Source organism: Microbacterium sp. NPDC055455 (assembly GCF_053619935.1).
This window is the reverse complement of the sequence record NZ_JBSHLB010000002.1, coordinates 669,047-688,289: the sequence shown is the minus strand read 5'-3', so window position 1 is coordinate 688,289 and position 19,243 is coordinate 669,047. Positions and strand designations below refer to the sequence as shown.

Sequence of the window (19,243 nt, the reverse complement as noted above, 5' to 3'; positions counted from 1 at the left end):
CTCACCATGTCACTCGACACCGCTGCCGTTCCGCGGCCGCCGGCCCGCACCGCCTCGACGCCCGTGCTCACGGGCGCGGAAGCGGTCGTCCGCTCCCTCGACCTGCTGGGGGTGACCGACGTCTTCGGCCTGCCCGGCGGCGCGATCATGCCCGTCTACGACCCGCTCATGGACGACGAGTCGGTCCGCCACATCCTCGTCCGGCACGAGCAGGGCGCAGGTCACGCCGCGGAAGGCTACGCCGCGGCATCCGGTCGTGTGGGCGTGGCGATCGCGACCTCCGGCCCCGGCGCCACCAACCTCGTGACGGCGATCGCCGACGCGTACATGGACTCGGTGCCGATCGTGTGCATCACCGGCCAGGTGTTCTCCACGCTCATGGGGACGGATGCCTTCCAGGAGGCCGACATCGTGGGCATCACCATGCCCATCACCAAGCATTCGTTCCTCGTCAAGCGCGCCGATGACATCCCCGGCGCCCTCGCGGCGGCCTTCGAGATCGCCTCGACCGGGCGCCCCGGGCCGGTGCTCGTGGACATCACGAAGGACGCGCAGCAGGCCGAGGCGCCGTTCGTGTGGCCGCCGAAGATCGACCTGCCGGGCTACCGGCCGGTGACCAAGGCGCACGGCAAGCAGATCCAGGCCGCCGCGCAGATGATCGTGGAGGCCCGCAAGCCGGTGCTCTACGTCGGCGGCGGCGTGGTCCGGGCACGCGCCTCGGAAGAGCTGCGCACGTTCGCGCAGGCGACCGGCGCCCCGGTCGTCACCACGCTCATGGCGCGCGGCGCCTTCCCGGACTCGCACGAGCAGCACCTCGGCATGCCGGGCATGCACGGCACCGTCCCGGCGGTGCTCGCGCTGCAGGAGGCCGACCTCATCGTCGCGCTCGGCGCGCGGTTCGACGACCGCGTCACCGGCAAAGCGGCGCTGTTCGCGCCGAACGCGAAGGTCGTGCACGTCGACATCGACCCGGCCGAGATCTCGAAGATCCGCACCGCCGACGTCCCGATCGTCGGCGACCTCAAGGACGTGCTCGTCGACCTGCACGCGGCGTTCCAGGCAGCCGTCAAGGGCGGCAATCCGGACATCGCCGAGTGGTGGTCCTTCCTCGACGGCCTGCGCGACGAGTTCCCGCTCGGCTACTCGCAGCCGACCGACGGCCTGATGTCGCCGCAGTACGTGATCCAGCGCATCGGCGAGCTCACGGGCCCTGAAGGCATCTACGCCGCCGGCGTCGGGCAGCACCAGATGTGGGCGGCGCAGTTCATCAAGTACGAGCGCCCGAACGCGTGGCTGAACTCCGGCGGCGCGGGGACCATGGGGTACTCCGTCCCGGCGGCGATGGGCGCCAAGGTCGCCGAGCCCGACCGCGTGGTGTGGGCGATCGACGGCGACGGCTGCTTCCAGATGACCAATCAGGAGCTCGCGACCTGCGCGATCAACGACATCCCGATCAAGGTCGCGATCATCAACAACTCGTCGCTGGGCATGGTGCGCCAGTGGCAGACGCTGTTCTACGACGGCCGGCACTCCAACACCGACCTCAACACCGGTCACGGCACCGTGCGCATCCCCGACTTCGTCACGCTCGCCGAGGCCTACGGCTGCCTCGCCATCCGCGTCGAGAAGGAGGAGGACGTGGATGCCGCGATCAAGACGGCGCTCGAGACGAACGACCGTCCCGTGGTCATCGACTTCGTGGTGAGCGCCGACGCGATGGTGTGGCCGATGGTGCCGCAGGGCGTCAGCAACAGCTACGTGCAGTACGCGCGCGACCACTCGCCCGCCTTCGCAGAGCAGGAGGACTGATCCATGTCGAGTCACGTGCTGAGCCTCCTCGTCGAGGACAAGCCGGGCCTGCTCACGCGCGTCGCGGGGCTCTTCGCCCGTCGCGGCTTCAACATCGAGTCGCTGGCGGTGGGCGTGACCGAGGTCCCCGGCCTCTCGCGGATCACCGTGGTGGTCGACGTCGACGAGCTGCCGCTCGAGCAGGTCACGAAGCAGCTGAACAAGCTGATCAACGTCATCAAGATCGTCGAGCTCGACCCCGTGGCATCCGTCCAGCGCGAGCACATGCTCATCAAGGTGCGCGCCGACAACCAGACCCGCTCGAACGTGCTCGAGGTGGTGAACCTCTTCCGGGCCCAGATCGTCGACTACGCGCCGGACGCGCTGGTGGTCGAGGTCACCGGCGACAAGGGCAAGGTCGAGGCCTTCCTGCGGGCGCTGGAGCCCTTCGGCATCAAGGAGCTGGCCCAGTCCGGCCTCGTCGCCATCGGCCGCGGCGGCAAGAGCATCACCGAGCGCGTCCTGCGCGGCTGATCCCCGACCAACAGACCACAACATCAAGGAGAAACACGAAGATGGCTGAGATCTTCTACGACGCCGATGCCGACCTGAGCATCGTCCAGGGCAAGAAGGTGGCGATCGTGGGCTACGGCTCGCAGGGCCACGCCCACGCCCAGAACCTCCGCGACTCGGGCGTCGAGGTCGTCATCGCGCTCAAGGAGGGCTCCAAGTCCACCGAGAAGGCGCAGGACGAGGGCTTCGAGGTCAAGTCGGTCGCCGATGCGGCCGAGTGGGCCGACCTCATCATGATCCTCGCGCCCGACCAGCACCAGCGCTCGATCTACAACGAGAGCATCAAGGACAAGCTGACCCCGGGCAAGACGCTCGCGTTCGCGCACGGCTTCAACATCCGCTTCGGCTACATCGAGGCCCCCGAGGGCGTCGACGTGATCCTCGTGGCCCCGAAGGCCCCGGGCCACACGGTGCGCCGCGAGTACGTCGCGGGCCGCGGCATCCCGGACATCATCGCCGTGGAGCGGGATGCCTCGGGCAGTGCGTGGGCCACCGCGCTCTCGTACGCGAAGGCCATCGGCGGCACGCGCGCGGGCGTCATCAAGACGACCTTCACCGAAGAGACCGAGACCGACCTGTTCGGCGAGCAGGCCGTGCTCTGCGGCGGGGTCTCGCAGCTCGTCCAGTACGGCTTCGAGACGCTGACCGAGGCCGGCTACCAGCCGCAGATCGCGTACTTCGAGGTGCTGCACGAGCTGAAGCTCATCGTCGACCTCATGTGGGAGGGCGGCATCGCCAAGCAGCGCTGGTCGGTCTCCGACACGGCCGAGTACGGCGACTACGTCTCGGGCCCCCGGGTCATCGACCCGCACGTCAAGGAGAACATGCAGGCGGTGCTCGCCGACATCCAGTCCGGCGCGTTCGCCAAGCGCTTCATCGACGACCAGGACAACGGCGCCAAGGAGTTCTTCGAGCTGCGCGAGAAGGCCGCCGCGCACCCGATCGAGTCGGTCGGTCGCGACCTGCGCTCGCTCTTCGCGTGGAAGCAGCAGGACGCCGACTACGTGGAGGGAAGCGCGGCGCGCTGACCGAGCCCTGAGGCATCCGCACCGAGGTGCGATTCAGAGCCCGCCCCTTCTGGGGGCGGGCTCTTCGCGTCCGGTAGCCCTCAGACATCCGACGTCTGTGCCAGGATGGAGGCTCGGCAGAGCGAGAGGCGAGTGGGCGGGAATGCGACAGCAGTGGTTCGACGAGGCGCGGTTCGGGATGTTCGTGCACTTCGGTCTGTACAGCGCGGCGGCGCGGCACGAGTGGGTGCAGAACTACGAGCGGCTGACCGACGAGGACTACAGCCCGTACTTCGACCACTTCGACCCCGACCTTTTCGACGCCCCGGCGCTGGCGCGGCGTGCCAAGGAGACGGGCATGGGGTACGTCGTGCTCACCACCAAGCACCACGACGGGTTCGCGCTGTGGGACACCGCGGTGAGCGACTTCAACGCGATGGCCGCCTGCGGACGCGATCTCGTGCGCGAGTACGTCGACGCGCTGCGCGCGGAGGGGCTCCGCGTCGGGCTGTACCACTCGCTCATCGACTGGCATCATCCGGACTTCACGGTGGATGCCAACCACCCGCGCCGCGGTGAGGATCTGGAGGAGCTCAACCGGGGCCGCGACATGGCGCGCTACCGCGCGTTCCTGCACGCTCAGGTGCGCGAGCTGCTGACGGGGTACGGCAAGATCGACTACCTCTTCTTCGACTTCACGTATCCCGAGCCGGCGGACGGGCTCCCGGGCAAGGGGCCTGAGGACTGGGACGCGGAGGGCCTCCTCGCGATGTGCCGCTCCCTCCAGCCCGACATGCTGGTCAACGACCGGCTCGGCATCCCCGGCGACTTCGTCACGCCGGAGCAGTATCAGCCGACGGCCCCGCTGATGGCCGACGGCGAGCCGCAGGTGTGGGAGGCCTGCCAGACCATGAACGGCTCGTGGGGCTACCACCGCGACAACACCGAGCAGAAGTCGGCGACGCTGCTCGTGCAGATGCTGTCCGACTCGGTGTCGATGGGCGGCAACATGCTGCTGAACATCGGCCCGGACGGGCGCGGCGCGATCGCTCCGCGCGACGAGCGCACGCTGGCGGAGATCGGCGAATGGATGCGTCTGCACCGGCGAGCCGTCGTCGGCGCGGGGCACGCGGGTTTCGAACCTCCCCGCGAGGGTGTGTACACCCGGCGCGGAGACCGGCTCTACCTCCACCTCTTCTCGTGGCCGCTGGGGTTCGTGCACCTGCCGGATCTCGGGGGCCGGGTCGCCTACGCGCGGTTCCTGCACGACGGCTCCTGGCTGCGGACGTCGGTCAGCGACCCCGCGCAGCAGGCGAGCCACATGACTCCTGCGGGCGAGGCGGCGGGCACGCTCACGGTGCATCTGCCGGTGCCGCGCCCGGACGTGCTGGTGCCGGTGATCGAGCTCACGCTGGAGGCGTGAGGATCAGGGCGCAGTGGGCAGCTCGAGGTTGTGGAGCGCCCACCGCGCGGCGCCGTGGAGGATGGCGTCCGCGCGGGTCTGAGCGGCCTCGATCCGCAGCTGCTGCGTCGCCAGCGGATGACATGCCTCGTAGACGCGGCTGCGGACGGCGGCGATGAACGGCTCGGACGCGCTCATGCTGCCGGTGAGGAACACCGCGTGCGGGTTGAAGAAGTTCACGACGCCCGACAGCGCCTGACCGAGATGAGTGCCGGCGGTGCGCACCAGGCTGGTCGCCTCCGGCTCGGCGTCGAAGGCGAGGGCGAGCACATCCGCGGTCGTGCGGACCTCGGTGCGGCCGCGCTCGCGCATCTGCCGGACGAGGCTCGCTCCGCTGGCGACGGTCTCGAGACACCCCGTGTTGCCGCACGAGCAGGGGATGTCGCCGCTGGCGTCGATGCGCGTGTGGGTGATGTCGCCCGCCGCGCCCGTCGCTCCGCGGTGGATGTGGCCGTCCACGATGATGCCGCTGCCGATGGCCGTGCCGGCCTTCACCGTGATGCTGTGACCTGACGCGCCGAGCTGGGCACGGTGCTCGCCGAGGGCCGCGAGATTGGCGTCGTTGTCGACCGCGACGGTGACGCCGTAGCGCGAGCGCACGTGGTCCGCGACGCGGAAGCCCGGCCAGCCGGGCATCCGCGACGGCTGGATGACGGTGCCGGTCGCGATGTCGACCGGGCCTGGAAGGCTGATGCCGATGGCGCGGACGGTCGTCCCCTGCGCGAGTTCGTCGAAGACGGCGCAGATGGCATCGAGCGTGGCCTCCGGTCCGTCGGCGAGCGCGACCGGGATCGAGCGCGTCTCGCGCAGCGCCCCGCTGAGCGCGTGCGCGCCGATCCGGGCGTGACCGCCGCCCAGATCCGCGGTGAGGACGACACCCGAGGCGTCGTCGATTCCGAGCAGCCGTGGGCGACGCCCGCCGCGCGAGGTGCCGTCGCCCCGCTCGTCGACCACTCCGGCGTCGATCAGCGACTGCACGCGCAGGCTCACCGTCGACGGGGCCAGTCCGAGGGCCGCCGCCAGCTCGCTCCGTGAGCGCGCCTCGCCGCGCGCGATCAGGTCGATGATCCGGCGTGCCACATCGTCGTCGGGGGCGGAGGAGCGGTCGTTGTCCGGGGTCATGGTCCTTCTCGCGAGGTGGGGCCGGGCGTGTTTCCGGGACGTCACGAAGTATCACACGTCGATAAACATCCGATGTTCAGGTTGCGCCACCGATCGAAACCTGCGATGGTGACTTGCGACACAAGAGTACAAGGTTGGTTCGGAGATCGAAACAACCTTTCCAGTATGGCTGCCAAGGAGGCATTCGATGAAGAAGTTGCGCGTCGGCGCGGTGGCCGCGGCCACCGGCGTCGCAGTGGTGCTGACGGGGTGCGCGAGCGGTTCCGGCGGAGGCAGCTCCGCGGACGGGAAGCCCACCATCGTCGTGGACATGTGGGCCGGCAGCGAGTCCGACACCAAGGCCCTCCAGGAGCAGGTCGCGATCGCCCAGGAGGAGAACCCCGATGTCGTGGTGAAGCTCCAGACGGCCCCGTGGAACGACTTCTTCACGAAGCTCACGACCAACATGGCAAGCGGCAACATGGCCTGCGTGACCGGCATGAGCGGAGCCCAGCTCGGCGGCTTCACGGAGGGATTCCGCGAGCTCAGCGACGAGGACCTCGCGACCGCCGGGCTCGACTTCGCCGACTTCAACCCGGGCGCCGAGGGGATCCTCAGTTTCGAGGGGGGTCTGTACGGCGTGCCCTTCGACGTTGCGACGATGCTCGTCTACTACAACCAGGACATGCTCACCGCCTCCGGTGCGGCCACTCCCGAGATCGACTGGAGCTTCGACGACTTCGAGGACATCGCCCAGGCGGCGACGAAGGACGGGAAGTACGGCTTCGGCGTGGGCATGGGCGGGTACCAGTGGATGTCGATGCCCATCGCCCTCTCCGGCAAGCAGCCTGCATCCGAGGACGGAACGCTCCACATCGACGAGCCCGACTTCGTCGACGCGGCCACGTGGTACGCGGGGCTCGTGACCGACCTGGGCGTCGCCGCGCCGGTCGCCTCGGCGTCCGACACGGGCTGGGGTGAGAACCAGTACACCGGCGGCAACGCCGCGATGGCGGTCGACGGCACCTGGAACGCCGTGAGCTACCTCGACAACGAGTCCGGCTTCGCCGCCGGCATGGCGCCGCTTCCGTCGGGCGACCACGGCAACTCGGGCCCGATCCTCGGCTCGGGGTACGGCATCTCCAAGACGTGCGAGCACCCGGAGGAGGCGCTCGCGGTCATGGGATCGCTGCTGGGCAAGGACGCGCAGGACTACATCGCATCCTCGGGGCGCTCGTACCCGGCCCGCACGGAGTCGCAGCCGCTGTACTTCGAGTCGATCGACGAGCAGTACCGCGAGCAGGTGCAGGCGGTCTTCGAGTCGGCCTTCGCGACGACGGTGCCGCTGTACATGACGGAGAACTGGGAGAAGCTCGACAGCTACATCCAGCCCAACCTGGTCAGCGTCTACAACGGCCAGATGGAGATGCCGGAGCTGCTGGAGAGCGCCCAGGCGCAGTTCGGCAACTGACGGGTTCGGTGACGAGCCCCTTCCCGTGAGCAAGAGAGCAGAGCAATGACGACCACGACGAACCGTCGCGGGTCGCTCGCCAGGGCCGAGGCCCGCCAGGCGCTGGGCTTCGCAAGCCCGGCCCTGGTGGGGCTCGCCCTGTTCACGATCGTGCCCGTCGGGCTGTCGATCGTGATGAGCGTCTTCGACTGGCCGACGTTCGGCGAGCGCGCCTTCAACGGCGTCGACAACTACGCCAAGCTGTTCACCGAGAGCCCGGACTTCTGGCCGGCGCTGCGCAACTCGGCGGTGTACACGCTGCTGTACGTCCCGCTCAGCATCGCGCTCTCCCTGGCGCTCGCGATCGGCCTCGGACCGCGGATCCGCGGCCGGGGCGCACTGCGTGTCCTCTTCTTCATCCCGGTCGTCGTGCCCATGGTCGCGAACGTCCTGGTGTGGAAGATGATGCTGCAGCCGCAGGGGCTGTTCGACGGCGTCGCGCAGAGCTGGTTCGGCATCACGCTGCCGAACTTCCTGGCCGACCCGTCCTGGGCGATGATCATGGTCGTCGCGATGAGCGTGTGGCAGGGTCTCGGCTACAACATGCTGATCTTCTCGGCCGCGCTGGAGCAGCTGCCAGAGAGCGTGCTGGAGGCGGCGGGCATCGACGGCGCGCGGGGCTTCCGGCTGATCTGGAGCGTGATGATCCCCATGATCTCGCCGTCGATCTTCTTCGCGACGATCATGACGATGATCACGGCGCTGCAGGTGTTCGCGCAGCCGCAGCTGCTCACCGGCGGCGGGCCGGGCAACGCCACCAAGCCCCTCGTGATGTTCATCTGGGAGCAGGGGTTCACCTTCGGCGACCTGGGCCTCGCGGCGGCGGCCGCGTGGATCCTGTTCGCGATCATCATCGTCATCACCGGCGTGCAGTTCGCCGCGCAGCGGAAGTGGGTGCACTATGAGCACTGACACCGACCTCGACACGGCCGTCGAGCAGACGCTGCTCATGACCTCCGACGACGAGTTCGTGGCGGCCGACGCCACGCGCCGCGGTTCGGGAGCGCGCACCAAGGGCGAGCGCGTGCGGCTCGTGATCGCCCACGTCTTCGTCTATCTCGCCGCGCTCGTCTTCGTGGCGCCGCTGGTCTACGCCTTCTTCTCGGCGCTCAAGCCGAACGAGGAGATCTTCTCCGTTCCGCCCACACTCGTGGGCTCGCAGGTGAAGTGGGTCAACTTCGCGGAGGTCTTCGCGTACGGACCGTTCTGGACCTACATCGGCAACTCCCTGTTCGTCGCCGTCGCGGGGACGCTGGTGGTGCTGGTCGTCTCCACGACGGCCGGCTATGCGTTCGGCCGGCTGCGGTGGAAGGGGCGCGACGCGGTGTTCGTGCTGTTCCTCGCCACCCTCATGGTCCCCGCCGAGGTGCTCGTCATCCCCATGTTCCAGGTCATGCAGTGGTTCGGCTGGGTGAACACCTACCAGGCGCTGATCTTCCCCTTCGCCTTCACCGCGTTCGGCACCTTCCTCATGCGGCAGTTCTTCCGCGGCATCCCGTTCGAGCTCGAGGAGGCCGCGCGCGTGGACGGCTCGGGTCCCGTGCGCACGTTCCTCCAGATCATCCTCCCGCTGTCGAAGTCGGCGGTCGCCGTGCTCGCGGTGTTCACGTTCCTCTCGTTCTGGAACAGCTACCTGTGGCCGCTGATCGTCACGGTGGACTACGCGCAGCTGGGCACGCTGCCGGTCGGCCTCGCGAGCTTCTCCGGTCTGACGGGCACCCGCTGGGACCTGCAGATGGCGGCCGCGATCATCTCCATGATCCCCACCACGATCCTCGTGATCGTCCTGCAGAAGCATCTGGTCAAGGGCATCGCGATGGCCGGGCTGGGTGGCCGATGAGCGCGGCGGCAGCATCCTCCACCGTGGTGGCGGGCGTCGACATCGGCGGCACGAAGACCTCGGGCGCGCTCGTGGCGGCCGACGGCACGGTGCTCGCGCGCGCGACGCGTGACACACCGGCGCGCACGGGAGGAGAGGCCATGGCCGAGACGGCCGCCCTCCTGGTCGAGCAGCTCGCGCACGGGGCCGGGGTGCGCCCGGATGCCGTCGGCGTCGGAGCCGCGGGCGTCGTGGACCCGAGGGACGGCTCCATCCGGGCTGCCTCGGACATGTTCGTCGACTGGGCCGGCTTCCCGCTGGGCGCACGGCTCGGCGATCGGCTGGAGGTGGAGGTGCGCGTCGAGAACGATGTCAACGCCTTCCTCCTGGGCGAGACCGCGTGGGGATCGGGGGCCGGACGCGACGTGCTCGGCGTGATGCTGGGCACGGGCGTCGGGGGCGCGCTCCTGCTGGACGGGGCGCTCCGCCACGGGCCGCACGGCGCGGCCGGCGAGATCGGTCACACGCCGGGGTACGGCGACCTCCTCTGCACGTGCGGCAGGACGGGGCACCTCGAGACCCTGGCCTCGGGCACCTCCATCGCGCGCCGCTACTCGTCGGTCGGCGGTGCTTCGGTGTCGTCGGCGCGAGAGGTGGCCGACCTCGCCCGCGCCGGTGACGCCATCGCGGCCGGTGTCTTCGCCGACGCCGGACGCGCGGTGGCGCTGGCATGCGTCTCGGCGGCCACCCTCGTGGACGTCTCGCTCGCCGTGGTCGGCGGCGGTGTCGCTTCCGCGTGGGACCTGCTCCAGCCCGCCGTCGACGAGACGCTCGCATCGGACCCGCCGGTCTCCGGGGTTCCGCTGCGCATCGTGCCCGGCACGCTTCGCGGCGACGCGGTCGTGCTCGGCGCGGCCGCGCTGGTCGCGGCATCCGATCTGTCCGCCATTCCCGACCCGTTCCCAGAAGGTGAGCTCCGCACGTGACGTCGCGTCCCGACCACGACAAGATCTGGAAGGGCGCGCTGCGCGCCCCCGACCCGGCGGGACTCCGCCGGCCGCGCATCGGGATCGGCGGGATCTCGATCGAGTCCAGCACGTTCTCGCCGCACATCTCCGGCGATGACGCGTTCACGATCCGCACCGGCGGCGGTCTGCTCGCGTACTACCCCTTCCTCGCGGCTGGGGAGGAGCTGCGGGATGCCGCGGACTGGGTGCCCCTCACGCACGGGCGTTCGCTCCCCGGCGGCGCGGTGCACCCCGAGACGTACCGGCGCATGAAGCAGGCGATCGTCGACGGCATCCGCTCGGAAGGGCCGTTCGACGGCTTCTTCTTCGACATCCACGGCGCCATGAGCGTGGTGGGGATGGACGACGCGGAGGGCGACCTCGCGACGGCGGTGCGGGAGGCGCTGGGGCCGGACACGCTCGTGTCGACGTCGATGGATCTGCACGGCAATGTCTCCGACGCGCTGTTCGACGCCGTCGACCTCCTCACCTGCTACCGCATGGCGCCGCACGAGGACTGGCTCAACACCAAGCAGCGCGCCGTGCACAACCTGCTGGAGCGGCTCCGCGGCGCGACCGGCGCCGACCCCGAGGCGCGGCGCCCCCACAAGGCCTGGGTGCGCGTGCCGGTGCTGCTGCCGGGCGAGAAGACGAGCACGCGCCTGGAGCCCGCCCGCGGCATCTACGCCGAGATCCCCGGGATCGAGGAGCGGGACGGTGTCGTCGACGCCGCGATCTGGGTCGGATACGCCTGGGCGGACGAGCCCCGCTGCCACGCCACCGTGATCGTCACGGGCGACGACCCCTCGGTCATCTCGCGGGAGGCCGAGCGGCTCGCGCGGCGCTACTGGGACGCGCGAGCGGACTTCGCCTTCGTGGGACCGGCGGCGTCGCTGGACGACGCCCTCGACGAGGCGCTCGCCGACGGCGCACCGCGGCCGTTCGTGATCTCGGATTCCGGCGACAATCCCACGGCGGGCGGCGCCGGCGACGTCTCGTGGACGCTGGGCAGGCTCCTCGAGCGCGACGAACTGCGGGACGAGACGCTGACGGTGCTCGCGGCATCCGTCTTCGATCCTGATGCGGTGCGCATCGCCCGCGAGGCGGGAGTCGGCGCGACCGTCACGCTGCAGGTCGGCGGGCGGGTGGATGCCGGGCCGCGCGGTCCCGTCGAGATCACCGGAGAGGTCTTCTCGATCACGGACGGCGACCCGGTGGCCGGGACGCAGGTCGTCGTGCGCCGCGGCGCGGTCCATGCGATCGTGACCGAGCGGCGCAAGCCGTTCCATCGCCTGGACGACTTCCGGTCGCTGGGGCTCGATCCCGAGGACGCCGACATCGTGATCGTGAAGATCGGCTACCTCGAGCCGGAGCTGTACGACCTCGCCGCGGGCTGGACGATCGCGCTGACTCCGGGCGGGGTGGACCAGGACCTGCTGCGACTCGGGCATTCCCGTCTGCGGCCCGGCACCTATCCGTTCGCCGCCTCCGACGAGGAGCCGCCCCTCGAGCCGATCGTCGCCCGGCGCGGACGCGGGGAGGTGCGCGCGTGAACTTCGAGACCCGCACCGGGCCCGACCTGGGCGATGCCGCGCCGCAGTACCCGGACCTGACGGTGCCCGAGTGGTATCGCGACGCCAAGCTGGGCTTCTTCGTCCACTGGGGCCTGTACTCGGTCCCCGCCTGGGCCCCGGCCCACCCGCCCGGCGGCGTGCTTGTCGAGGACGCGTACGCCCATCATCAGTACGCGGAGTGGTACGCCAACACGGTGCGCATCGCCGGGAGCCCGACGTGGCGGCGGCATCAGGAGCACTACGGCACGGGTACGAGCTACGAGGACCTGGCCGAGCACTGGGACGCCGCCGGGTTCGACGCCGATGCCTTCGTCGCGTCGCTCGTCGACGCCGGCGCGCGTTACGTGATCCCCACCACGAAGCACCACGACGGCTTCTGCCTGTGGGACACGTCGACCACGACGTTCAACGCGTCGCGGCGCGGACCGCGGCGGGACCTCATCGCGGAGCTCCACCACGCGACCCGCCGGGCGGGCACGCGCTTCGGCGTGTACTTCTCGGGCGCGCTGGACTGGCACGTCGGCGACTTCCCGCCGATCGAGTCCGACACCGACCTGTTCCGGTTCCGCCGGGGGGACGAGTGGTTCTCGCGCTACGCGGCGGCGCAGGTGGACGAGCTGATCGACCGTTTCCGCCCCGACGTCCTGTGGAACGACATCGAATGGCCCGACGGGGGCAAGGGCGGGGATGACTTCGGGGTGGCTGCGCTCCTGCGCCGCTATCTGGACGCGGTGCCCGACGGCACGGTGAACGATCGCTGGGGCGTGCCGAGCCACGGGTTCCTGACCAGGGAGTACACCCACGTGCCGGACGTGATCGGGCATTCATGGGAGTCGACGCGCGGGCTCGGCTACTCGTTCGGGTACAACCAGGCAGAGGATGCCCGGCACTCGCTGTCGGGCGCGCAGCTCATCCACCTGCTGGCCGACGTCGTGAGCAAGAACGGCAATCTCCTCATCAACGTGGGCCCGCGCGCCGACGGGTCCATCCCCGGGCTCCAGCAGCGTGCGATGACCGACCTCGGCGCATGGCTGCGCCGCGACGGCGACGCGATCTACGGCACACGACCGTGGATCCGCGCGTTCGAGCCGACCGGTGCGCCCCGCGCCTACACGACGGGCGCCGGCGCCGTGCACGTGATCGCGCTCGACCCGGCCGCCGGCGTGATCGACCTGCCGCCGGAGCTGGGCGAGGGTCGCGGCCGGTGGGCCGACGGCTCCGAGGCGGCGCTCCAGCGGTATCCGGACGGCAGTGCGCACGCGCTGATCCCGGAGGCGCTCCGGGGCGACGCGGCGGCTGCCCTCCGGGTGGCCGTGTGAGCGGCATCGTCGAGATCGCCGTCCAGGACGCCGCGGGGGCCCGCGCCGCGATCGGCGCCGGGGCCGATCGTCTGGAGCTGTGCCAGGCGCTGTCGCTCGGTGGGCTCACACCGTCGGCAGCCACGGTGGCAGCGGTGTGCGAAGCGGTGGGCGGCGAGAGGGTCAACGTCCTCGTCCGGCCCCGCGGCGGCGGATTCGTGTACGACGCCGCGGAGATCGCGCTGGTCGCGGGCGACATCCGCGCATGCGTCGCCCGCGGCGCCGCCGGCGTCGTCGTGGGAGCACTGGACGCCGGGGGATACGCCGACAGAGAGGCTCTGGCGAGGTGGCGCGATGCCGCGGCCGGCGCGACGCTCGTCTTCCACCGTGCGATCGACGCGTCGCCGCGGCCCGACGACGTGCTCGACGCGCTCCTGGAGGAGGACGTGGACCGGGTGCTGACCTCGGGCGGCGCTGCGCGGAGCATCGACGGCATCGACCGACTCACCGCATACGCCGCGCGTGCGGGGGAGCGGCTGGAGGTGGCCGCGGGCGGGGGAGTGGCGCCCCGAGACATCCCCGCGCTGCTGCGCGCCGGTGTGCGCGCGGTGCACCTGTCCGCCCGCGCCGCTGCGGGACGCGACGCGCCTTCGGGCCCGGGCGGAGGCGCGGAGGGGCACGACGTGACCGACCCCGTCATCGTGGCCGCTGCGGTCGCCGCGGCGCGCCGCGCCTGACTCCCCGCGGACGCCGAGGTCAGTGGCGTATCAGGCACCACTTCACGCCGCTCTCTTCACACATCGCCGAACCCGCGGCGATCTTCATGAAAGGAACGGCCATGGACGGGTACGCCCTGACCTTCACGGCCGACCGGCTCGAGCGCGAGCGGGCGGCCGCCCTGAATCGCGAGAACGGGATTCTCCGCAGCATCGCCGATCGCGGCGTGGTGATCGCACCCGAGAGCCCGACGGCGCACGCCGTCGCGGGCATCGGCGTGTGGTTCCGCAGCCTCCTGACGAGGCCGCGCTCGCTGCGGTTCGCGTGAATCCGGGGGCCCGCCGCACGGGGAGCGGCGGGCCCGACCCGTGTCCCCGAGCGGCGCCCACGGCTAGGCTCGCGGCATGTCCGCAGCACGACCCGTCGAGATCGCGGTCCAGGACCCCGCCGGCGCACGCGTCGCCATGGGAGCCGGCGCCACCCGCCTCGAGCTGTGCCAGGCGCTGGAGGTGGGCGGACTCACGCCGTCCCTCGGGCTCCTCGAGGCCGCGCTCGCCGCCACCGAGCCGTCGGCCGTCAACGTGCTCGTGCGACCGCGCGCGGGCGGCTTCGTCTACGACGCCGAGGAGGTCGCGCTCGCAGGCGCCGACATCCGCGCCTGCGTCGAGCGCGGCGCGGGCGGTGTCGTCGTCGGGGCGCTCACGGCCGCGGGCGGGCTCGACATCGAGACGCTGCGACGATGGCGGGATGCCGCGGGCGCGGCCACGCTCGTCTTCCACCGCGCCATCGACGCGGCCGCCGACCCGAACGCCGTGTTCGACATGCTCGTGGCCGAAGGCGTGGACCGCGTGCTCACCTCGGGCGGTGCGAGCAGGGCGATCGACGGCGTGACGACGCTCGGCGCCTTCGCGGCGCGGTCGGGCGACGTCGAGGTCATGGCCGGCGGCGGCGTCACGCCGGCGGACATCCCCGCGCTCTTCTCCGTCGGGGTCCACGCCGTGCACCTCTCCGCGCGAGCCCGCGCCGGCCACGAGGCGCCGTCCGGTCCTGGCGGGGGCTCGTCGGGACATGACGTGACCGATGTCGCCGTCGTCCGGGAGGCCGTCGCGGCCGCGACTCGCTGAGGGACCGTCATGCCCCCGCGTGTATCACCGCGACCGGGGCGAGCCTCGCCTCCCAGGGGCGTCCCCGCAGCCGAGACAGAGAAGAGGAACCGTCATGAACGTCGAACCGTGGAGCACCGTCGGACCGGGATCGTCGGCAGCGATCGTCCCGGGCATCCAGTTCCTCCTGCGCGCGCACGGACACGCCGTGGCCGTGGACGGCGTGTACGGCCCGGCGACGGCGGCAGCCGTCACCTCCGTGCAGACGGCCGAGGGCGTCCCGGCGGACGGCATCGTGGGCCCGATCACGTGGCCGCGCCTGGTCATCCCGGTGCAGCAGGGGTCGACGGGTGACGCCGTCCGCGCCGTGCAGCAGTTCGGCCTCGCCCGATCGCCGGGCGAGGACCCCCTCGTCGTCGACGGGGACTTCGGGCCGGTCACGAGGGAGCGCGTCGAGTTCTTCCAGGAGTCGTGGGGCCTCTCCCTCGACGGCATCGCCGGCCGCGAGACGTGGTCGTTCTTCAGCACGTTCATCCCGGGACCCCGTCCGTGGGCGCTGGTGAAGCAGGGCTCGTCGCAGGCGACCAACTGGCGCGTGCTCGCCGCGCAGCACCTGCTGCGGGCCCGCGGAGCCGCCATCGTCGCCGACGGCGAGTTCGGGCCGCTGAGCGGCGACGCCGTGCGCGACTTCCAGCAGACACTCCGGGCCGTCGAGATCTCGACGACGCTCGGGCAGCTGGACTGGCCGAGTCTCATCATGACGGTGAAGCTCGGCGACGGTCCCGCCGGGCCGAAGGGCGAGGCGGTGCGCGCCCTCCAGTCACTCCTCGCCGGTCTCGCCGTCGACGGCGACTTCGGTCCGCTGACCGACGCCGCCGTGCGCGAGTTCCAGCAGCTGTTCGCACCGCCCGCGGACGGCATCGTCGGTCCGCAGACCTGGCACGCCCTCATGCTGCGCCTCTTCGAATGACCGGTCGCACTCGGCCGATCCGCCCGGAGCGGCCGAGCCCGGCCCGGGCGTGGCCCGGCGCTACGCTGGGAGCGTGACGACAGGACGCGACGACGATGCCCTGAGCTGGGACGGCGACGACGATCCCACGCTCGACCTCGGCGCCGACCGGGGACCGGAGGGTGAGGTCACGGCCGCGCTCCCCGAGGGCTACACCGCCGTGGGCAGGGGCAGCGACACGGTGGCCGCCGCCCCGGCGAACGCCTCCGAGGGCTCGCTCGGCACGGACGGGACCACCGCGGGTCGCACGCCGATGGGCAACGGCGCGCTCGTGGGCCTCGGAGTGCTCGGCGGCGTCTACGCGCTCTACGCGATCGGCTGGCTCATCGGCGGGCTGCGGCTCCAGGGCCGGGCGCAGTACCTCGTGTTCGACGTCATGTACCAGGGCAGCCTCTGGCTGGCGGTGCTCGCGCCGCCGCTGTGGTTCGCGACGACCTTCCTGCTCACGCGCGGCCGCCGCGCATGGGTGAGGTTCGCGTGGCTCGCGGCGGGGGTCGTGCTCCTCCTGCCGTGGCCGTTCGTGATGATCGGGGCGGTCGGGCGATGAGCGGGAACGTGACGGATGCCACAGCCCCGCGTGCGGGCAAGGGGCGGACGCCGACCTGGCTCGTCGCCGTCATCTGCGGCGCGGTGGGACTGTTCTACGCGTACGCGGTGTGGAACGCGGTCGGCAACCTCGTGACCACGATCCAGGTCTTCGGCGACGCGGGTCTCACACTGAACGCCCTGGGCTGGTTCATCTGGATCTTCGCCGCGGTGTTCCCGCTGCTCGTGTGGGGCGCCGCGTTCGCGATCGGCTATCGGCGGGCGCCGCATGAGCTGCTGCTCGTGATGATCACGGGCCTGGCGCTGGTGGCGGTGTTCTGGCTGAACGTCGTGGCGTACACGACGCTCAACTCCGCGTCCTTCCTCGGCTGACGGCGTCCGGCGCCGTCACACGGTCCGGCGTCCGCCTGCGCGGGCGGTAGGCTGGCACAGGCCTCGCCCCCGACGGCGTGCGGCGCGGCATCCGCTCCGCCCTGCTCCGCGCGCTCGCGCACCGCCCCGAAGGAACACCCGTGCCGAAGCCTGTCGTCCTCATCGCCGAAGAGCTCTCTCCCGCCACGATCGACGCCCTGGGTCCCGACTTCGACGTGCGCTACGTCGACGGCACCGACCGGCCGGCCCTGCTGTCGGCCCTCGCCGACGCGAACGCCGTGCTGATCCGCTCGGCGACGAAGATCGACGCCGAGGCGATCGCGGCGGCGCCCGTGCTGAAGGTCGTCGCCCGCGCGGGCGTGGGACTCGACAACGTCGACATCAAGACGGCGACCACCGCCGGCGTCATGGTGGTCAACGCGCCGACGTCGAACATCATCTCGGCCGCGGAGCTGACGGTGGGGCACATCCTCAGCCTCGCCCGGCGCATCCCCGCCGCGCATGCGTCGCTGGCCGCCGGGCAGTGGAAGCGCAGCGCGTACACCGGCACCGAGCTCTTCGAGAAGACGGTCGGCATCATCGGCCTCGGCCGCATCGGCGCGCTCATCGCCGCGCGCCTGCAGGCCTTCGGGGTGAGCGTCGTCGCGTACGACCCCTACGTCACCCCGACGCGCGCCCAGCAGCTCGGCGTGCAGCTGCTCGAGCTCGACGACTTGCTCGCCCAGAGCGACTTCGTCACGATCCACATGCCCAAGACCCCCGAGACGACGGGCATGATCGGCGCCGAGCAGTTCCGCCTCATGAAGAAGACCGCGTTCGTCGTCAACGTCGCCCGCGGCGGCCTCATCGACGAGGAGGCCCTGCACACCGCCCTCACCGACGGCGAGATCGCCGGCGCGGGTCTCGACGTGTTCACCAGCGAGCCCCCCGCCGAGGACGGCACCGCCTTCCCGCTCCTGAGCCTCCCCAACGTCGTCGTGACACCGCACCTGGGCGCCTCGACCGACGAGGCGCAGGAGAAGGCGGGCGTCTCGGTCGCCAAGTCGGTCAAGCTCGCCCTCGAGGGCGACCTGGTGCCCGACGCCGTGAACGTCGCCGGCGGCGTCATCGACCCCTTCGTGCGTCCCGGCATCTCGCTGGTCGAGCAGCTCGGGCAGTTCTTCACCGGCCTCGCCCACAGCGCGCTGACCAGCCTCGACATCGAGGTGCGCGGCGAGCTGGCGGCCTACGACGTGAGCGTGTACCGCCTCGCCGCGCTCAAGGGCATCCTCGCGAACGTCGTCAGCGAGAACGTCTCGTACGTCAACGCGCCGCTGTTCGCCGAGCAGCGCGGCATCGAGACCCGGCTGATCGTCGAGTCCGAGAGCCCGCTGTACCGCAACATCACGATCCTCCGCGGCACGCTCGCCGACGGCTCGGTCCTCACGGTCGCGGGCACACTCGCCGGCACGCGCATGGTGCCCAAGGTGGTCGGCATCAACGGCTACGAGATCGAGGTGCCCATCGAGCGTCACCACCTCGTCATGCGCTACGCCGACCGCCCCGGCATCGTCGCGATCTACGGCCAGAAGCTCGGCAGCGCCGGCATCAACATCGCGGGACTCCAGGTCGCGCAGGCCGACGCCAGCGGTCGCGCCCTCTCGGTGCTCACCGTCGATTCGCCGGTTCCCGAGGGCCTTCTCGACGAGATGCGTGAAGCGGTGGGCGCCGACCTGTTCCGCCGCATCGAGGTCACCGAGGACTGAGCGGCGCGCGGAGGGCCGCTACCGCCGCGTGGCGTCCTCGACGAGGGCGATGAGCGCGTCGAGCGCAGGGCCGCGGGGGACGGGCCCCGGGATCGAGCCGCCCGAGAGCGCGTTGTTGAAGTAGAGCCCGTCGCTCACCAGCATCACCAGGTCGAGTGCCACCGCGTCCTTCGTGTGGGGCCGAAGAGCCGCCGCCCACTGCTCGCGCACGTCGCGCAGCGCGTCGCTGGCCGCAGCGTCTCCGCCCTGCGCGAGGCGAGACGTCGCGAGGATCGCGCGGTCGATGGGGTCGTTGGCCATCACCGATGTGCGCAGGAAGTACGCGATCGGCCCCTCCGGGGCCGCGATCATCACGGCGACATCCTCCGCCACCAGGGTCTGCAGGCGGTCGATGATCGCCGACTCGAGGGCCTCTTTGGTGCCGAAGTGGTAGAGCAGCCCGCCCTTCGACACGCCCGCAGCGCGCGCGGTGGCATCCATCGTCGCGGAGCGCTCGCCCTCTTCGATGAGGATCTGCTCGAAGGCGTCGAGCACCTTCTCGCGGGCGAGGGGAGGGCGACTCATGGCGTCGATCGTATCGACAGCGCAGGCGGCATCCTGTTACTATACCGG

19 protein-coding genes are annotated in these 19,243 nt (G+C 71.1%); 17 read left to right on the top strand and 2 right to left on the bottom strand.

The features are described 5' to 3' along the window. The first annotated feature begins 6 nt into the window (after positions 1–6). From ACWGUG_RS09630 to ACWGUG_RS09615, 4 genes are all read left to right on the top strand, one after another. On the top strand, positions 7–1,809 hold the full coding sequence (locus ACWGUG_RS09630; RefSeq protein ID WP_452324521.1) for an acetolactate synthase large subunit: 1,803 nt from the start codon (positions 7–9) through the stop codon (positions 1,807–1,809). A 3-nt stretch (positions 1,810–1,812) separates the two neighbouring features. Then, positions 1,813–2,322, top strand: coding sequence for an acetolactate synthase small subunit (gene ilvN / locus ACWGUG_RS09625; protein ID WP_336396873.1), 510 nt, complete (start codon positions 1,813–1,815; stop codon positions 2,320–2,322). A 41-nt stretch (positions 2,323–2,363) separates the two neighbouring features. After that, positions 2,364–3,389 (top strand): ketol-acid reductoisomerase, encoded by a 1,026-nt coding sequence (gene ilvC, locus ACWGUG_RS09620; RefSeq protein WP_336396874.1) that lies wholly within the window; start codon positions 2,364–2,366, stop codon positions 3,387–3,389. A gap of 142 nt (positions 3,390–3,531) precedes the next feature. Then, on the top strand, positions 3,532–4,791 hold the full coding sequence (locus ACWGUG_RS09615; RefSeq protein ID WP_452324520.1) for an alpha-L-fucosidase: 1,260 nt from the start codon (positions 3,532–3,534) through the stop codon (positions 4,789–4,791). A 3-nt stretch (positions 4,792–4,794) separates the two neighbouring features. On the opposite strand, the gene ACWGUG_RS09610 is transcribed toward ACWGUG_RS09615, so the two are convergent. Beyond that, complete coding sequence (locus ACWGUG_RS09610; protein ID WP_452324519.1) at positions 4,795–5,952, bottom strand: ROK family transcriptional regulator; 1,158 nt, start codon at positions 5,950–5,952, stop codon at positions 4,795–4,797. Between the two features lie 187 nt (positions 5,953–6,139). On the opposite strand from ACWGUG_RS09610, the gene ACWGUG_RS09605 reads away from it, so the two are divergent. The 13 genes from ACWGUG_RS09605 to serA all read left to right on the top strand — a co-directional run bounded on the left by ACWGUG_RS09605 (position 6,140) and on the right by serA (position 18,631). Beyond that, positions 6,140–7,402 carry an ABC transporter substrate-binding protein gene (locus ACWGUG_RS09605; protein ID WP_452324518.1) on the top strand — a complete coding sequence of 421 codons (1,263 nt, stop codon included), beginning with the start codon at positions 6,140–6,142 and terminating at the stop codon, positions 7,400–7,402. Between the two features lie 45 nt (positions 7,403–7,447). After that, a complete protein-coding gene (locus ACWGUG_RS09600) occupies positions 7,448–8,353 on the top strand; it encodes a carbohydrate ABC transporter permease (RefSeq protein WP_378883091.1) in 906 nt (301 codons plus the stop codon). Then, positions 8,343–9,281: a carbohydrate ABC transporter permease gene (locus ACWGUG_RS09595; protein ID WP_452324517.1), complete on the top strand. Its 939-nt coding sequence runs from the start codon at positions 8,343–8,345 to the stop codon at positions 9,279–9,281. The genes ACWGUG_RS09600 and ACWGUG_RS09595 overlap by 11 nt, the downstream gene beginning before the upstream one ends. Further along, positions 9,278–10,246, top strand: coding sequence for an ROK family protein (locus ACWGUG_RS09590; protein WP_452324516.1), 969 nt, complete (start codon positions 9,278–9,280; stop codon positions 10,244–10,246). Before ACWGUG_RS09595 ends, ACWGUG_RS09590 begins: the two co-directional genes overlap by 4 nt. After that, on the top strand, positions 10,243–11,820 hold the full coding sequence (locus ACWGUG_RS09585) for a M81 family metallopeptidase (RefSeq protein ID WP_452324515.1): 1,578 nt from the start codon (positions 10,243–10,245) through the stop codon (positions 11,818–11,820). Before ACWGUG_RS09590 ends, ACWGUG_RS09585 begins: the two co-directional genes overlap by 4 nt. After that, positions 11,817–13,160 (top strand): alpha-L-fucosidase, encoded by a 1,344-nt coding sequence (locus tag ACWGUG_RS09580; protein ID WP_452324514.1) that lies wholly within the window; start codon positions 11,817–11,819, stop codon positions 13,158–13,160. The genes ACWGUG_RS09585 and ACWGUG_RS09580 overlap by 4 nt, the downstream gene beginning before the upstream one ends. Then, positions 13,157–13,876, top strand: a complete 720-nt coding sequence (locus ACWGUG_RS09575; protein WP_452324513.1) for a copper homeostasis protein CutC — start codon at positions 13,157–13,159, stop codon at positions 13,874–13,876. The genes ACWGUG_RS09580 and ACWGUG_RS09575 overlap by 4 nt, the downstream gene beginning before the upstream one ends. Before the next feature lie 101 nt (positions 13,877–13,977). Beyond that, positions 13,978–14,184: a hypothetical protein gene (locus ACWGUG_RS09570; protein ID WP_336396875.1), complete on the top strand. Its 207-nt coding sequence runs from the start codon at positions 13,978–13,980 to the stop codon at positions 14,182–14,184. Between the two features lie 76 nt (positions 14,185–14,260). After that, the gene (locus tag ACWGUG_RS09565; protein ID WP_452324512.1) at positions 14,261–14,980 is read left to right on the top strand and encodes a copper homeostasis protein CutC; all 720 of its coding nucleotides are present in this window, start codon (positions 14,261–14,263) and stop codon (positions 14,978–14,980) included. A 94-nt stretch (positions 14,981–15,074) separates the two neighbouring features. Then, the gene (locus tag ACWGUG_RS09560) at positions 15,075–15,929 is read left to right on the top strand and encodes a peptidoglycan-binding domain-containing protein (protein WP_452324511.1); all 855 of its coding nucleotides are present in this window, start codon (positions 15,075–15,077) and stop codon (positions 15,927–15,929) included. A 73-nt stretch (positions 15,930–16,002) separates the two neighbouring features. Next, positions 16,003–16,515, top strand: coding sequence for a DNA polymerase III subunit gamma/tau (locus tag ACWGUG_RS09555; RefSeq protein ID WP_378883071.1), 513 nt, complete (start codon positions 16,003–16,005; stop codon positions 16,513–16,515). A gap of 8 nt (positions 16,516–16,523) precedes the next feature. Continuing rightward, positions 16,524–16,886: a bacitracin resistance protein gene (locus ACWGUG_RS09550; RefSeq protein ID WP_336396879.1), complete on the top strand. Its 363-nt coding sequence runs from the start codon at positions 16,524–16,526 to the stop codon at positions 16,884–16,886. A gap of 140 nt (positions 16,887–17,026) precedes the next feature. Next, the gene (gene serA / locus ACWGUG_RS09545) at positions 17,027–18,631 is read left to right on the top strand and encodes a phosphoglycerate dehydrogenase (RefSeq protein ID WP_336396880.1); all 1,605 of its coding nucleotides are present in this window, start codon (positions 17,027–17,029) and stop codon (positions 18,629–18,631) included. Positions 18,632–18,649: 18 nt separating this feature from the next. On the opposite strand, the gene ACWGUG_RS09540 is transcribed toward serA, so the two are convergent. Beyond that, complete coding sequence (locus ACWGUG_RS09540) at positions 18,650–19,195, bottom strand: TetR/AcrR family transcriptional regulator (protein ID WP_378883062.1); 546 nt, start codon at positions 19,193–19,195, stop codon at positions 18,650–18,652. Positions 19,196–19,243: the final 48 nt, after the last annotated feature.

What these genes read in the sequence shown, in the direction of transcription:
- ACWGUG_RS09630 (WP_452324521.1), top strand. Translation starts at nt 7, where the DNA reads ATGTCACTCGACACCGCTGCCGTTCCGCGGCCGCCGGCCCGCACCGCC.
- ilvN (WP_336396873.1), top strand. Translation starts at nt 1,813, where the DNA reads ATGTCGAGTCACGTGCTGAGCCTCCTCGTCGAGGACAAGCCGGGCCTG.
- ilvC (WP_336396874.1), top strand. Translation starts at nt 2,364, where the DNA reads ATGGCTGAGATCTTCTACGACGCCGATGCCGACCTGAGCATCGTCCAG.
- ACWGUG_RS09615 (WP_452324520.1), top strand. Translation starts at nt 3,532, where the DNA reads ATGCGACAGCAGTGGTTCGACGAGGCGCGGTTCGGGATGTTCGTGCAC.
- ACWGUG_RS09610 (WP_452324519.1), bottom strand. Translation starts at nt 5,952, where the DNA reads ATGACCCCGGACAACGACCGCTCCTCCGCCCCCGACGACGATGTGGCA.
- ACWGUG_RS09605 (WP_452324518.1), top strand. Translation starts at nt 6,140, where the DNA reads ATGAAGAAGTTGCGCGTCGGCGCGGTGGCCGCGGCCACCGGCGTCGCA.
- ACWGUG_RS09600 (WP_378883091.1), top strand. Translation starts at nt 7,448, where the DNA reads ATGACGACCACGACGAACCGTCGCGGGTCGCTCGCCAGGGCCGAGGCC.
- ACWGUG_RS09595 (WP_452324517.1), top strand. Translation starts at nt 8,343, where the DNA reads ATGAGCACTGACACCGACCTCGACACGGCCGTCGAGCAGACGCTGCTC.
- ACWGUG_RS09590 (WP_452324516.1), top strand. Translation starts at nt 9,278, where the DNA reads ATGAGCGCGGCGGCAGCATCCTCCACCGTGGTGGCGGGCGTCGACATC.
- ACWGUG_RS09570 (WP_336396875.1), top strand. Translation starts at nt 13,978, where the DNA reads ATGGACGGGTACGCCCTGACCTTCACGGCCGACCGGCTCGAGCGCGAG.
- ACWGUG_RS09565 (WP_452324512.1), top strand. Translation starts at nt 14,261, where the DNA reads ATGTCCGCAGCACGACCCGTCGAGATCGCGGTCCAGGACCCCGCCGGC.
- ACWGUG_RS09560 (WP_452324511.1), top strand. Translation starts at nt 15,075, where the DNA reads ATGAACGTCGAACCGTGGAGCACCGTCGGACCGGGATCGTCGGCAGCG.
- ACWGUG_RS09540 (WP_378883062.1), bottom strand. Translation starts at nt 19,195, where the DNA reads ATGAGTCGCCCTCCCCTCGCCCGCGAGAAGGTGCTCGACGCCTTCGAG.